At 69.3% G+C, this 12,565-nt stretch carries 14 protein-coding genes; 8 read left to right on the top strand and 6 right to left on the bottom strand.

Going from position 1 to position 12,565, the window contains the following annotated elements; genetic code table 11:
• Positions 1 to 42 precede the first annotated feature (42 nt).
• From BIU99_RS14000 to BIU99_RS13990, 3 genes are read left to right on the top strand one after another with little or no spacing between them, the layout of a single operon-like run.
• A complete protein-coding gene (locus BIU99_RS14000; RefSeq protein WP_071261765.1) occupies positions 43 to 498 on the top strand; it encodes a phage holin family protein in 456 nt (151 codons plus the stop codon).
• A complete protein-coding gene (locus BIU99_RS13995) occupies positions 495 to 737 on the top strand; it encodes a DUF3618 domain-containing protein (RefSeq protein WP_064297084.1) in 243 nt (80 codons plus the stop codon). The genes BIU99_RS14000 and BIU99_RS13995 overlap by 4 nt, the downstream gene beginning before the upstream one ends.
• Positions 730 to 1,809 (top strand): YihY/virulence factor BrkB family protein, encoded by a 1,080-nt coding sequence (locus BIU99_RS13990; protein ID WP_071261764.1) that lies wholly within the window; start codon positions 730 to 732, stop codon positions 1,807 to 1,809. Before BIU99_RS13995 ends, BIU99_RS13990 begins: the two co-directional genes overlap by 8 nt.
• A 95-nt stretch (positions 1,810 to 1,904) precedes the next feature.
• On the opposite strand, the gene BIU99_RS13985 is transcribed toward BIU99_RS13990, so the two are convergent.
• Together BIU99_RS13985 and BIU99_RS13980 are read right to left on the bottom strand one after the other, a co-directional pair.
• The gene (locus BIU99_RS13985) at positions 1,905 to 2,801 is read right to left on the bottom strand and encodes an SDR family oxidoreductase (protein WP_064297082.1); all 897 of its coding nucleotides are present in this window, start codon (positions 2,799 to 2,801) and stop codon (positions 1,905 to 1,907) included.
• Positions 2,802 to 2,987: 186 nt separating this feature from the next.
• Positions 2,988 to 4,772 (bottom strand): glycoside hydrolase family 15 protein, encoded by a 1,785-nt coding sequence (locus tag BIU99_RS13980; RefSeq protein WP_071261763.1) that lies wholly within the window; start codon positions 4,770 to 4,772, stop codon positions 2,988 to 2,990.
• A 186-nt stretch (positions 4,773 to 4,958) separates the two neighbouring features.
• Here BIU99_RS13980 and BIU99_RS13975 point away from each other — a divergent pair, with 186 nt between their 5' ends.
• On the top strand, positions 4,959 to 5,798 hold the full coding sequence (locus tag BIU99_RS13975) for an SDR family oxidoreductase (RefSeq protein ID WP_071261760.1): 840 nt from the start codon (positions 4,959 to 4,961) through the stop codon (positions 5,796 to 5,798).
• Between the two features lie 16 nt (positions 5,799 to 5,814).
• Here the strand turns inward: BIU99_RS13975 and BIU99_RS13970 are convergent, their stop codons facing one another.
• On the bottom strand, positions 5,815 to 6,993 hold the full coding sequence (locus BIU99_RS13970; protein ID WP_064297079.1) for a hypothetical protein: 1,179 nt from the start codon (positions 6,991 to 6,993) through the stop codon (positions 5,815 to 5,817).
• Between the two features lie 117 nt (positions 6,994 to 7,110).
• Here BIU99_RS13970 and BIU99_RS20350 point away from each other — a divergent pair, with 117 nt between their 5' ends.
• Positions 7,111 to 7,239: a hypothetical protein gene (locus BIU99_RS20350; RefSeq protein ID WP_255376699.1), complete on the top strand. Its 129-nt coding sequence runs from the start codon at positions 7,111 to 7,113 to the stop codon at positions 7,237 to 7,239.
• 71 nt (positions 7,240 to 7,310) lie between these two features.
• Here BIU99_RS20350 and BIU99_RS13965 read toward each other — a convergent pair whose 3' ends face one another.
• Positions 7,311 to 7,874, bottom strand: a complete 564-nt coding sequence (locus BIU99_RS13965; RefSeq protein WP_071261759.1) for a Dps family protein — start codon at positions 7,872 to 7,874, stop codon at positions 7,311 to 7,313.
• A 191-nt stretch (positions 7,875 to 8,065) separates the two neighbouring features.
• Here BIU99_RS13965 and BIU99_RS13960 point away from each other — a divergent pair, with 191 nt between their 5' ends.
• The 3 genes from BIU99_RS13960 to BIU99_RS13950 all read left to right on the top strand — a co-directional run bounded on the left by BIU99_RS13960 (position 8,066) and on the right by BIU99_RS13950 (position 9,132).
• Entirely contained in the window at positions 8,066 to 8,386 is a 321-nt protein-coding gene (locus BIU99_RS13960; protein ID WP_064297077.1) for a hypothetical protein, read from the top strand.
• On the top strand, positions 8,383 to 8,649 hold the full coding sequence (locus BIU99_RS13955) for a hypothetical protein (RefSeq protein WP_071261757.1): 267 nt from the start codon (positions 8,383 to 8,385) through the stop codon (positions 8,647 to 8,649). Before BIU99_RS13960 ends, BIU99_RS13955 begins: the two co-directional genes overlap by 4 nt.
• A gap of 180 nt (positions 8,650 to 8,829) precedes the next feature.
• Positions 8,830 to 9,132: a hypothetical protein gene (locus tag BIU99_RS13950; protein WP_064297075.1), complete on the top strand. Its 303-nt coding sequence runs from the start codon at positions 8,830 to 8,832 to the stop codon at positions 9,130 to 9,132.
• A 71-nt stretch (positions 9,133 to 9,203) separates the two neighbouring features.
• Here BIU99_RS13950 and BIU99_RS13945 read toward each other — a convergent pair whose 3' ends face one another.
• Entirely contained in the window at positions 9,204 to 11,516 is a 2,313-nt protein-coding gene (locus BIU99_RS13945; protein WP_071261756.1) for a glycoside hydrolase family 3 N-terminal domain-containing protein, read from the bottom strand.
• Positions 11,513 to 12,559, bottom strand: a complete 1,047-nt coding sequence (locus BIU99_RS13940) for an ABC transporter permease (protein WP_371263812.1) — start codon at positions 12,557 to 12,559, stop codon at positions 11,513 to 11,515. Before BIU99_RS13940 ends, BIU99_RS13945 begins: the two co-directional genes overlap by 4 nt.
• Positions 12,560 to 12,565: the final 6 nt, after the last annotated feature.

Below are 12,565 nucleotides of genomic sequence, written 5' to 3'. Positions count from 1 at the left end.
GAGGGGTGTGGGCTGGAGGACCACAACGAGAAGAGTGCTCACATGACCGATGCCAGCAGCGCGGCCGACCGCAGACGGAGTCGCCGCGGACTTCCTCCCATGAAGACCCTCCTCACCGACCTCCGCGAGGACGTCGTCCGCCTGGTCACCGGCGAGATCGCCCTGTTCAAGGCGGAGATGACGAAGAAGGCCAAGGACCTCGGGATCGGGGCGGGGATGCTCGTCGTCGCCCTGGTGCTCGTGCTCTTCGGCTTCGGGACGCTCATCGCGGCCGCCGTCCTCGGACTCGCCACCGTACTCCCCGCCTGGCTCGCCGCCCTCATCGTCGGCGTCGTCCTCATCCTCGTCGCCGGGATCCTGGCGCTCGTCGGCGTCAAGAAGCTCAAGGCCGGCGCGAAGCCCGTTCCCGAGCGCAGTGTCGAAGCCCTCACCGGCGACCACCTCGCAGAGCACCAGCAGCACGACTCGAAGCACGACACCAAGGAGGCCGCAGCATGAGCGACCAGGATCTCGCCCGCCCCACTCCCCCCGAGGGCGCCGGGCTGAACACCCTGCAGCTCGACGTCGAGCAGACGCGTGAGCACCTCGCACAGACGCTCGACCTCCTCTTCCAGAAGTTCGACGTCCGCACCGCCGTGGCCTACCACCTGCGCACCACCGCCATCGTCGTCGCCTCGGTGGCGGTCGTCGGCGCCGGCGTCCTGCTCTGGCGTGCGAACCGAGGGCACCGTGTCTGAGCCCACCAAGCAGCGCCAGGACCGCGTCGAGGCGAGCCAGCCCGACGATCCGAAGGACCGTCACGCGGATGACGCCGAGGAGACGATGCAGCCGCAGCGCGTCCCCGTGCCCTGGGGCTACGTCCTGAAGCGGACGCTGCACTCCTTCACCTCGAACCAGTGCACCGACCTCGCGGCAGGGCTCACCTACTTCGCGATCCTGTCGCTCTTCCCGGCCGTCCTCGCGCTCGTCTCGATCCTCGGCCTCTTCGGACAGAGCCGCAACGGCACCGACGCCCTGCTCGAGATCGTCGGCAACCTCGCACCGGGCGACAGCCTCGGCTTCCTGACCGACGCGGTGAACCAGTTCGTCGAGTCACCGGCGATCGGCTTCGCCCTCTTCGCCGGTATCGCCGGTGCCGTGTGGTCGGCATCCGGCTACGTGGGCGGCTTCGGTCGCGCGCTCAACCGCATGTACGGGGTCGAGGAGGGACGCAAGATCTGGTCCCTGCGTCCGACGCAGCTCGGCGTGACCCTCGTCGTCCTCCTCGTCATCTCGGTGATCGCCCTCGCACTCATCGTGTCCGGCCCGGTCGCGCAGGCCATCGGACAGGCGGTCGGTCTCGGTGAGACGGGCCTCACGGTCTGGTCGATCGCGAAGTGGCCGGTCATGGCCGCAGCGCTCGTCTTCGTCATCGCCGTGCTGTACTCCGCGACGCCGAACATCAAGCCGGAGAAGTTCCGTTGGATCAGCATCGGGGCGCTCACCGCTCTCCTGATCCTGCTCATCGCCTCCGTCGGGTTCGGCTTCTACATCGCCAACTTCAGCAACTACGACGCCACCTACGGCTCGCTCGCCGGCATCATCATCTTCCTGCTGTGGATCTGGATCGCGAACCTCGCACTGCTGTTCGGCGCCCAGCTCGACATCGAGATCCAGCGGGGCCGTCAGCTGGCCTCGGGTGTCGCCGCGGAGCAGGAGCTGCAGCTGCCACTGCGCTCGGACGCCGCCATCAAGGCGCTCGCTGACCGCGACGCGAAGGACGCCCTCGAGGGCCGTCGTGTCCGACGCGCGGCGGACCGCAAGGACTGACCCAAACAGCCCGCGAACTGTCAGAACAAGCTAGTCGAACGGCGTCGGACTAGCCGGAACTGACAGTTCGCGGGCTGCTGTGGGGTGGGACGGGGTTACGGCGTGGGCATACCGCCGTTGACGTTCAGGGTCTCACCGAGGACGTAGGACGACTCAGCCGACGCGAGGAACACGTAGGCGGGCGCGAGCTCGGCAGGCTGGCCCATGCGGCCGAGCGGGGTGTCCTCGCCGAACTCGGCGATCTTGTCCTGCGGCTGACCGTCCGACACCTGGAGCGGCGTCCAGATCGGGCCGGGCGCGACCGCGTTGACGCGGATGCCCTTGGGCGCGAGCTGCTGCGCCAGCGCCTTCGTGAAGGCGTTGATGGTCGCCTTGGTCGACGCGTAGTCCACGAGGATGTCGGAAGGCGAGTACGCCTGGATCGAGGTCGTGTTGATGATCGACGAGCCGGCCGGCAGGTGCGGGAGGGCGGCCTTCGAGAGCCAGAACATCGCGTAGACGTTGGTCTTGAAGGTGTCGTCGAACTGCTCGTCCGTGAGGGTGGTGAGGTCCTCGTTGAACATCTGCTTGCCGCCGTTGTTCACGAGGATGTCGAGTCCTCCGAGGCCCTCGACCGTCTGCGCGACGAGGTCGCGGCAGTAGGACGGGTCGCGCAGGTCGCCCGGCAGGGTGAGGACGGTGACGCCGGCGTCGCGGACGATGCCGGCGATGCGCTGCGCGTCCTCTTCCTCCTCCGGGAGGTAGGACAGGGCCACGGAGGCACCTTCGCGGGCGAAGGCGATCGCGGTGGCGGCCCCGATGCCGGAATCGCCACCGGTGATGAGCGCCTTGCGGCCGGTGAGCCGGCCGGTGCCGCGGTAGCTCTCCTCGCCGAGGTCGGCCTTCGGGTCGAGCTTCGCGTCGAGGCCGGGCTCGGGCTGGTGCTGCTTCTCCGCGGAGATGTGGGCGTAGAGCTTCGCCGGGTCGGTGAAGGTGTACTGGTCGTCGGCCATGGTGATGGTCCTCTCGTTCAGTGGGTGTTCGGCGTGGATCGGATCGTGGCCGAGTGGTTGCAACGCTACGGACCGCGACCGGTGTGACCCCGGGGCTTGCGTTCTCGGAGGCTGCCGGGTATCCGCGCAAGGTCCGCCCTTCGACAAGCTCAGGGACCGGGGTGCAGACTCAGGGGACCGAGGACTTCACTCCTGCTCGGTGAGCTCCTTGATCGTGAGGGCCGCGTTGATGAGCGCGAGGTGGCTCAGGGCCTGCGGCAGGTTGCCCCAGTGCGCACCGTCGGCGGGATCGATCATCTCGGCGAGGATTCCGACGTCGTTGGTCATGCCGACGAGTTCGTCCATGGCCGCGATCGCCTCGTCATGACGGCCGACGCAGGCGAGCGCGGACGCCCGCCAGAACGCGCAGGCGACGAAGGTGTACTCCTCCTGCTGCACGCCCGAGTACCGGTACAGCAGCGGCCCCTCACCGAGTTCGGCCGTCAGCGCGTCGATGGTCGAGGACATCCGGTCACCGCGGTCGAACCCGCTCATCGCATGCAGCAGCACCGAGGCGTCGAGATCGTCGCTCCCGGGGAACATCACGTACGCGCCGCGCTCCTCGTTCCATCCGTGCTCGTCGATCCATTCCCGGATCCGGGTCTGCTCGGCGCGCCAGCGATCGGCACTGCCGGCGACCTGCCCGAGCTCCGCCAGGTGCACCGCATCGCCGAGGGCCTGCCAGCAGCCCATCTTGGACGAGACGTAGTGCTCCTCCTGGGGCAGCTCCCACATGCCTGCGTCGCGATTCCGCCACAGGTCGCAGGTGCGGTCGGCGACCTCGGCGAGGAGACGACCGGTCTCCACGTCGAGGACGTTGCCGGCGTCGACGTAGGTGCGGCAGATCGCGAAGAGGTCGCCGTAGACGCCGAGCTGCAATTGCCCCTGGGCCGGGTTCCCACTCACCACCGGTCCGATGCCGCGCCAGCCGGCGACGTCGTGCTCGACGACCCCGTCGGGCACACCGCCCTCGAGTCCGTAGAAGATGTGCAGCTCCGGCCCGTTCTCGCGGATGGTGCGCAGCAGCCACGACACGGCGGCGTGCGTCTCCTCGCGGAGACCGAAGCGGACGAGCGCATGCGCGGTGTACGCGAGGTCGCGCACCCAGGCGAAGCGGTAGTCCCAGTTCTTGGCCCCGCGCGGGTTCTCCGGCAGTGACGTCGTGGCGGCGGCGGCGATGGCCCCGGTGGGGCTGAAGATGAGCAGTTTCAGGGCGAGCGCGCTGCGCTGCACCTGATTCGCCCACGGTCCCTCGTAGGAGAATGCCCGGGACCAGGCCCGCCAATTGTCGATCGTGCGGTCGATGCCCACGTCGACGTTGGCAGGCACGGGCAGATGGATCGGCTCGCCGTGGGTGGCGACGACGATCAGGAGATGTCGGGAGTCCTCGCTGGTCGTGAACCGGCCCGAGAGCTCCGTCGGCATCGATCCATCGACCTCGACCTCGTCCGGCCCGTACTCGTCGCCGACCACCGCGATCGTCGTCGCGCCCGACCGGATGATGGGGCCCCGTGTGCTGTCCTCGATCCACGGCGAGGCCGTCCCGAGCGCCGTCCCGGGACGGACGCGCCAGGTGAACTCGACGCTGCCTGAGACCCCGTCGATCCGGCGCGCGAGTTCGGCCCAGGGCAGGCGGCCCGCGATACCCGTGACGAGTGCGTCCGTGATCGTCGCGCGCCCGTGCTCGGTCGTGAAGGTCGTGCGCAGCACATTGGTGCCGGACACGTAGCGCCTCGTGACGGTGTACTCGCCGACCGGCTCGAGCTCGATGCATCCGCCGGAGTCGTCGTCGAGCAGCCGGGCGAACACCGGCATGGACCCGAGGTCCGGGATCGGCAGCCAGTCGACCTGGCCACGGAGTCCGATGAGGGCGACGGTGCGGCCGTCCCCGATCGGTGCGTACGAACGGAGATCCTCGCCAGCTGCGGTCATGCGATTCACCCTACGAGCCACGCCTCCGAATCGGCGGGGCTGGCGGCCCCGCCACGCGGCTGCTAGCACGCGCCTCCCGCCTCTGGGCGGGCGTCAACCCCTGGAGGCGGATCGCTCGGATCGGCTTGGCTGGTCGGACCGCAACCACAGCATGCTGGCACGCACAGCAGCACAGGGAGGAACACCATGAACCAGCCCGCTCAGCAGCAGCAGCCGCCCGGCACCGAAGGTGAACTCACCCCGCAGGCCGATCACGGCGAGACCGGCTACCGGGGTTCCGGCAAGCTCGAGGGCAAGGTCGCCATCATCACCGGCGGCGACAGCGGCATCGGGAAGGCCGTCGCGATCGCCTACGCCCGCGAAGGGGCGGACGTCGTCGTCAGCTACCTCGACGAGGACGAGGACGCCGCGGACACGGTGCGCTGGGTCGAGGAGGCCGGCCGGAGCGCGCTCAGCATCGGCGGCGACCTGACGAGCCCGGAGCACTGCCGCGAGATCGTCCGCGCGACGGTGGAGCGCTTCGGCAAAGTCGACATCCTCGTGAGCAACGCCGCGTACCAGATGACCCGGGAGAGCCTGGCCGAGATCCCGGACGAGGAGTGGGACCACACGCTCGCGACGAACCTCAGTGCGTTCTTCCACCTGAGCAAGGCGGCGGTCCCGCACATGGCTCCGGGATCCTCGATCATCGCGACGAGCTCGGTGCAGGCCGACTCGCCGTCGCCGCAGCTCATGCCCTACGCCATGACCAAGGCTGGGCTCGCGAGCATGACCGCTTCGCTCGCCCAGCTGCTCGGCGGCGACGGGATCCGCGTGAACGCGGTCGCCCCCGGCCCGATCTGGACACCCCTGATCCCGTCGACGATGCCGCCCGAGACGGTCGAGTCGTTCGGGACGGACACCCCGCTGGGGCGTCCGGGCCAGCCCGCAGAGGTCGCACCGCCCTACGTGCTGCTCGCCTCGGACGAGGGCAGCTACATCTCGGGCGCCGTCATCGCGGTGACGGGCGGCAAGCCGATCCTCTGAGCGCCGAGCGCATCGGTCAGGCTTCGGGCGACCGCTCCGAGCGCTCGATCTCGGCATGGATGCGGCGCAGCGCGAACAGCAGGTTCTCGCCGCCCGCATCCTCCGCCGGGTCGTCGTCGTCCGGCTCCCGGCCCGCCGCCCCCTTCGCGCCCGCGTGGGCCGATCGCACCGCCCGACGCAGCATCGTCAGCGCCCGGTCGGAGGCACGCAGCGCCTCGGAGAGACGGTCGTCGTCGATCGCGGCCTCGACGAGGTCGGCCGAGGCGTCGATCGCATCGGCGAGTGCACTCCGGACGCCCTCGTCGAGGTCGACCGGCACCGGGATCCCCCAGAGCGCCGCACGCAGGGCGTCACCGATCTCCACGACCACCGGCGCGATCCGTTCGAGGGCGGCGAGCGCCCCCTCATCCCCGCGGAAGTCGTGCCGATTCCACCGCGTGCGCGGATTGGCCCGGCGGCTCTCCGCGGCGTCCTTCATCAGCCCGCGCGCGGCGTCGACGTCGTGCCGGATGGCGAGCAGCGAGCTGTCCCAGGACGGCGGGTCGTCCGGGGTCGGTGCCGACTCGGATCGGAGGGTGTCCGACATGCTCCGGAGCGCACCGACCATCCGCGACCTCGCGGCCGAGATCCCGGCTGCCGACTCGCGGACGAACAGCGGCGGCATGATGAGCAGGTTCACGAGGAGCCCGACGAGCACGCCGAGGGCCATCTGCACGAGGTAGCCGACCGAGAAGTCGTTGGCGTTCGCTCCGCCGATGATGATGACGAAGAGCGCCGCGATGGGGACGTAGTCGCGGCCCTGCCCGAGCCCCGGCAAGCCGGCGAGGAGTGTTCCGAGCCCCACCGACAGCGAGACGGACACCCAGCCGGGCGCGGGCGAGATGATGAGCAGCCACGCGAGTCCGATGCCGAGGCCCAGACCGACGAGGGTCTGCAGGCTCGAGCGCACCGAGTCCATGAGCGTCGGTGTGAGGCTCACGAGGGCGCCGAGCGGGGCGTAGTAGGAGAAGTCGCCGAGCTCGCCCGGGAGCAGGCTGCCGAGGAACCAGGCCGCGGTGGCCGCGATGGCGACCTTGAGCGCGAGCATGAGGCGCCACGGACGCAGCGCGGGCATGATCCACGCACCGACCCGTTGCTTCGGTGTGCGGATGCTCCCCGTCGGGGTCTCGCGTCCGGTCACCTCATCGCCGCTCATCACAGCCGCCATGGTGGTCTGGCCCTGTCGAAGCGTCAACCCCCACGCGCCGATCAGCTCGGCGGCCTAGCGTTGGTCTGGTCATCTCCGATGGCGACAACCAGGAAGGAAGCGAACATGACGAACGCATCTGCATCATCCTCACGTCCCGACGCGGAGGAGATCCCCGACGGTTCGGGCTCCGACGGTTCCGAGTCCACTGACGGTGAGGACACGGCGTCGGGTGGCGGCGCCGACGACGAGTAGTCGCCGAACCGACATCCGACCCCGATGGGCGGCGGCGCCGACGACGATTCGCCGTCGGACGCCGCCCCAGGTCAACGACTGCGGGTCGCCGTTCGGTTCTCCGCGCTGATCATCCAGGCGAACTGCTCCAGCTGCTGGATGATCGCATGGAGGATGTCCGCGCTCGTCGGGTCCTCGTCGTCGACCTCGTCGTGGACGCGGCGCATGGTGCCGACGACGGCCTCGAGTCGGACGGTGATCAGATCGATCGTCTCCGAGGTGTCGATCTCGCCCTGCGGGTACTCGGGCAACGTCGTGGTCTCGGCCACGATGTCGCTGCGTCCGTCCGGCACGGCGTGCAGGGCACGCATGCGCTCGGCGACGGTGTCGCTGAACTCACGGGCAGCGTCGATGATCTCGTCCAGCTGCAGGTGCGTGTCGCGGAAGTTGCGTCCGACGACGTTCCAGTGCGCCTGCTTGCCCTGGATCGACAGCTCGATGAGGTCGACGAGGACGGCCTGCATGTTGGCGTCCAGTTCCTTCGACGCGACGAAACCCTTCTCGGCGTTCTGCCGACGGGTGGGCTTCGGCCCGGATCCTCCGGGAGCCGATCGGGTCGTGCTCTCGGTCTTGCTGGTCTTCTCTGCTGTTGCCATTGGTGGCACCTCCTGCACCGCAGGTTACGCACCGAAGCTGTCGATCCGGGGGCCCTTGACATCATCGATGACATCTCCCATTCGCGCCCGCGCGGTCGTCAGCTGGGAATTCCGAGCCGGGAGACTTATGGTGAAGCGACACAGCGTGACGCGACACCGCGTGAAGCACGACGAGGAGAGCACGGCCCGCCATGGGAAAACTGATCTACGGTTCTGAGGTCTCGATCACCTTCGAGGACCGGCTGCTCGCGCACCTGCAGTTCGTGATCGGCGCGAAGCTCCGCCGGAACGAGGCCTTCTACTTCGGGTGGAAGGACGACCCGCGGGCGGGCGACGGGCGCAGCGTCATCTGGATCCACCCCTCGGTGCCGTTGCGCTTCAAGTACTCGGGCAGCGTTCCGATCGACCTCAACCGCGCGTGGATCGACGCGCTGAACGTCACGGCGAACTCCGCCCACGGCCTCTCGGTCATCGCGGAGCCCGCTCCGAGCCGGACAGGACAAGTCGCATGAGCCGCATGGAGATCGTCTACCAGGGACTTCCGTACTCGATCGCCGTCTCCGACCCGGACGAGTTCCGCGCCGAGGTGCTCGAGAGCATCTCGTCCGGGCAGTTCCGATGGCTGCAGGTCGACCGCGGCGAAGGACAGCTGGAGCCCATCAACCTCCTGATCGGTCCCGGTATCGGTATCGCGATGGGCACGCCTGACGGCGATTCCCAGGACACCCCGTCCTCGGCCCTCCCTCAGGGACAGGACCCGGACCTGCTGTCCTGACCGTCTCGCCGAGCGGACACGCATAGCGCAGCAGGCACTCGGAAATCAACAGTTCAGCGTGACGATTTCTCGTTTTCTAGACTTATTCGGCGGACGTTGAAGTGGGTCTCCAGGCTGGCCGCTCGACACCGGCGCATCTCGCCGTGTCGATCGTCGGAGGTCCGGAGAAGGGTACAGCACATGGGCGCGATCGTTTACGGGACGGGCGAGAACCGGTTCCACCTCGAGGACCGGATGCTGGCTCACGTCAAGACCATCACCCTCATGAAGCTCCGCCGGAACGAGTCGTTCTCGGTGACGCTCCGCGACACCTCGACGGAACGCGGCCGCGTCACGCTCTGGCTGCACCCCTCGATCCCGCTGCAGTTCAGCTTCGAGTCGGATGAGACGTTCGAGATGGACCGCCCGCTGCTGGAGGACCTCATGCACGGCGCCAACGGTGGCGAGGTCACCGTTCGAGCGGACGCCGAAGAACTGGCCTGATCGGCCCCGCGGGTGCCGCACGAAACAGGAGGGACTTCGTGCGGCCCCTGAGGGTCCCGGTGCTCGACGGCTCAGTCGGAGATCGTGAAGCGGACCGCGTGCAGCGCATCGGCCCGTGACGAACCGCCCACCCGCAGCTCGAACTCGCCCGCTTCGACGACCCGCCGTCCCCGCGCGTCGACGATGGAGCAGTCGGCGACGGGCAGTTCGATCGCGACCGTCGTCGTGTCGCCCGGTTCGATCGCGACCTGACGGAACGTCTTCAGCTCCTGGTCGGCCCAGCTCACTGACGTGACGAGGTCGCTGACGTACACCTGCACCGTCTCGAGGACGGAGCGCGAACCGCTGTTGTGGACCTCGACCACGGCGCGCACGGTGTCGTCACGTCCGTAGACGGCCTGGTCGAGGCGCGGCTGCCCGTACTCGACGCTCGAGTAGGACAGCCCGTCGCCGAACGCGAACGCAGGCTCCTGGGTGAGGTCGGCGTAGCGGTCGCCGTGCTGTCCGCGGATCTGGTTGTAGTACGTCGGCTGCTGGCCGGCGTGCCGCGCGAAGGAGATCGGCAGGCGACCGGTCGGCTCGATGAGACCGAGCAGGAGTTCCGCGATCGCGCGGCCACCCTGCATGCCGGGGCTCGCCGCCCACACGATCGCGTCGGCGTGCAGCGCGGACGGCGGCAGCACGAGCGGCTTCGAAGCGAGCAGGACCACGACGAGCGGCTTGCCGGTGGCGGCGAGGGCGTCGAGCAGGGCCACCTGTGCGCCGATGAGCTCGAGTGTCGCGGTGGAGCGGCCCTCCCCCACGAGCTCGATGCGGTCGCCCACCACGGCGACGACCACGTCGGCGTCCTCGGCCAGTGCGACGGCTTCCGCGATGAGCGCCTCGTCCGGTCGCGCGGGCGTGACGAGCGGTGGACGCGGCTGGCCGTCGGGGAAGGTCGCCCCCGCGGGATCGGGCGAGAGCGTGAGGATGTCCGCTCCGAACGCCGTCGTGACCGTGCTCCCGGCGGGTGCGACCGCACGCAGGCCGTCGACCACGGTGGTGATCATCTCGCGCGGCTGGCCGTCGGGTAGCCAACCGGCCTGGCCGGAGTTGCCCGCCCAGTCGCCGAGCTGCATCTGCGCGTCGTCCGCGAGCGGACCCACGACGGCGATGCGCTGCGGCCCGGCCTCGGACGTCGCGATCGCCCTGCCTGCCTCGTCCGCCCGGTAGCCGCCGGCGAGCGGCAGCACGCCCTCGTTGCGGAGCAGGACGAGCGAACGCCGCGCGGTCTCGAGGTTGAGCTCGGTGTGCTCCGGCGAGCCGATCACCGCGAGCTGCTCCGCGGCGTCCGGGTGCCGCGGGCGCTCGAACAGACCGAGCGCGAACTTCAGGGTGAGGATGCGACGGACCGCCCGGTCGAGGTCGGCCTCCTCGAGCAGGCCGCGCTCGAGCGCTTCCAGGGCGCCCTCGAAGAAGCCAGGGGTGGTCATCACCATGTCGTTGCCGGCGCGGATCGCGGCAGCCGAGGCGTGCACGTAGTCGGGGCTGACGTGCTGCTCCCACACCATGCGGCCCACGTTGTCCCAGTCGGTGATGAGCGTCCCCTCGTACCCCCATTCACCGCGCAGGACGTCGCCCAGCAGCCACTCGTTGACCGTGATCGGCACCCCGTCGATCGACTGGTAGCCGAGCATGAAGCTGGCGCAGCCCTCGCGGGCGACCCGCTCGAACGGCGGGAGGAACCATGACCGCAGTTTGCGTGGGGAGATGTCGGCCTCGCTCGCGTCGCGGCCACCCTGCGTCTCGGAGTAGCCGGCGAAGTGCTTGGCCGTCGCGAGGATGGCGGTCGGGTCGGACAGTCCGTCGCCCTGGTAGCCGCGCACCATCGCGGAGGCCAGCTCACCGATGAGGAACGGGTCCTCACCGAAGGTCTCGCCGACGCGGCCCCAGCGGAGGTCGCGCGCGATGCAGAGCACCGGCGAGAACGTCCAGTGGACACCCGTCGCGGCGACCTCGACAGCCGTGGCCCTGGCGACCCGTTCGAGCAGACCCGCGTCCCAGCTCGCGGCCATGGCCAGTTGCGTCGGGAAGATCGTCGCGCCGAGGTGGAAGGAGTGACCGTGGATGCAGTCCTCCCCCACGATCAGCGGGATCCGCAGTCGCGTCCGCCCGACGAGTTCATGGGCGACCGCGAGACGCTCCGGTGACGCGTGCAGGATCGAGCCGACGTGGGTCTCGAGCACGTGCGCCTCGATGTCGTCGCGGGCGTCGAGCTGCATCATCTGGCCGACCTTCTCCCGGACGGTCATCCGCTCGACGAGGTCGTCGACACGGGCCGCGATGGGCAGCGTGGCGTCGAGGTAGCGGGCCGCGTCGAGGTGACGGGTGGTGTCGGTCTTCATCGTTCGGTCGCTCCAGCGCGTTCGGTGTGGGTCGTGTCGGTGATCGTGGACGGGCCGGCCGGCTCGGTGCGGACGGCGGTGACGCTCGCCCCGGGCTTGATGCCGCGCTTGCGGAGGGCCCTGGCGCGCTCGCCAGCCGAGCGGAGCCTCGGGTTCACGTACTCGTCGATCCCGAAGTTGATGAGCGACAATGCGACACCGAGCAGGGCGATGCACACACCGGCGGGCACGTACCACCACCAGAAGTCGGGGAACGCACCGTTCTGCTGCGCCCAGAACAGGATGGTGCCCCAGTTGAGGTTCGTGATGGGGATGACACCGATGAACGCGAGCGTGGTGAGCCCGAGCACTGCCGCGGTGACCGTGCCGACGAAGCTCGAGGCGATGATGGCGGTCAGGTTCGGCAGCATCTCGACGGTGATGATCCGGAAGAGGGACTCCCCGTTCGCCTTCGCCGCCTGGATGAAGTCCCGGTTGCGGAGCGACATCGTCTGCGCGCGCAGCACCCGGCCGCCCCACGCCCACCCGGTGAGCGCCAGGACACCGGCGATGAGGAACAGGCTCGGGTTGTCGTACTGGGATGCCACGATGATCATGAGCGGGAGACCCGGGATGACGAGGAAGACGTTCGTCAGCGCGGACAGCGACTCGCTCGTGAACCCCGAGACGTACCCGGCGGTGACGCCGATGGCGACGGCGATGATCGTCGCGAAGATGCCCGCGAGGAAGCCGACGAGGAGCACGCCGCGGGTGCCGTAGATCAGCTGGCTCAGGACGTCCTCGCCCATGTGCGTGGTGCCGAGCAGGTGCGCGGCGGACGGAGCCTGGCGCAGCGCGGTGAAGTCCTTCTCCAGTGGGCCGTACGGCGCGATGAGGTCGCCGAAGACCGCGACGAGGACGAAGAAGCCGAGGATGCAGAGGCCCGCGATCGACTTGCCGTTCCGGAACATCGCGAACGACGACGCGAACCGTGCGGCGACCGAGCGGCCGGCCGGCGTCGGTTTGGGCGCCTCAGCGGTGGCGAGGGCCTCGGTGGTGGGGATGGTCAT

The organism is Plantibacter sp. MMLR14_011, assembly GCF_001865025.1.
Lineage (GTDB): Bacteria > Actinomycetota > Actinomycetes > Actinomycetales > Microbacteriaceae > Plantibacter > Plantibacter flavus_A.
The sequence above is the reverse complement of the archived record's forward strand: the minus strand, read 5'-3'. Positions and strand labels throughout refer to the sequence as shown.

What these genes read in the sequence shown, in the direction of transcription:
- BIU99_RS14000 (WP_071261765.1), top strand. Translation starts at nt 43, where the DNA reads ATGACCGATGCCAGCAGCGCGGCCGACCGCAGACGGAGTCGCCGCGGA.
- BIU99_RS13985 (WP_064297082.1), bottom strand. Translation starts at nt 2,801, where the DNA reads ATGGCCGACGACCAGTACACCTTCACCGACCCGGCGAAGCTCTACGCC.
- BIU99_RS20350 (WP_255376699.1), top strand. Translation starts at nt 7,111, where the DNA reads ATGACGAACGCATCTGCATCATCCTCACGTCCCGACGCGGAGGAGATC.
- BIU99_RS13970 (WP_064297079.1), bottom strand. Translation starts at nt 6,993, where the DNA reads ATGAGCGGCGATGAGGTGACCGGACGCGAGACCCCGACGGGGAGCATC.
- BIU99_RS13945 (WP_071261756.1), bottom strand. Translation starts at nt 11,516, where the DNA reads ATGAAGACCGACACCACCCGTCACCTCGACGCGGCCCGCTACCTCGAC.
- BIU99_RS13995 (WP_064297084.1), top strand. Translation starts at nt 495, where the DNA reads ATGAGCGACCAGGATCTCGCCCGCCCCACTCCCCCCGAGGGCGCCGGG.
- BIU99_RS13960 (WP_064297077.1), top strand. Translation starts at nt 8,066, where the DNA reads ATGGGAAAACTGATCTACGGTTCTGAGGTCTCGATCACCTTCGAGGAC.
- BIU99_RS13950 (WP_064297075.1), top strand. Translation starts at nt 8,830, where the DNA reads ATGGGCGCGATCGTTTACGGGACGGGCGAGAACCGGTTCCACCTCGAG.
- BIU99_RS13980 (WP_071261763.1), bottom strand. Translation starts at nt 4,772, where the DNA reads ATGACCGCAGCTGGCGAGGATCTCCGTTCGTACGCACCGATCGGGGAC.
- BIU99_RS13955 (WP_071261757.1), top strand. Translation starts at nt 8,383, where the DNA reads ATGAGCCGCATGGAGATCGTCTACCAGGGACTTCCGTACTCGATCGCC.
- BIU99_RS13965 (WP_071261759.1), bottom strand. Translation starts at nt 7,874, where the DNA reads ATGGCAACAGCAGAGAAGACCAGCAAGACCGAGAGCACGACCCGATCG.
- BIU99_RS13975 (WP_071261760.1), top strand. Translation starts at nt 4,959, where the DNA reads ATGAACCAGCCCGCTCAGCAGCAGCAGCCGCCCGGCACCGAAGGTGAA.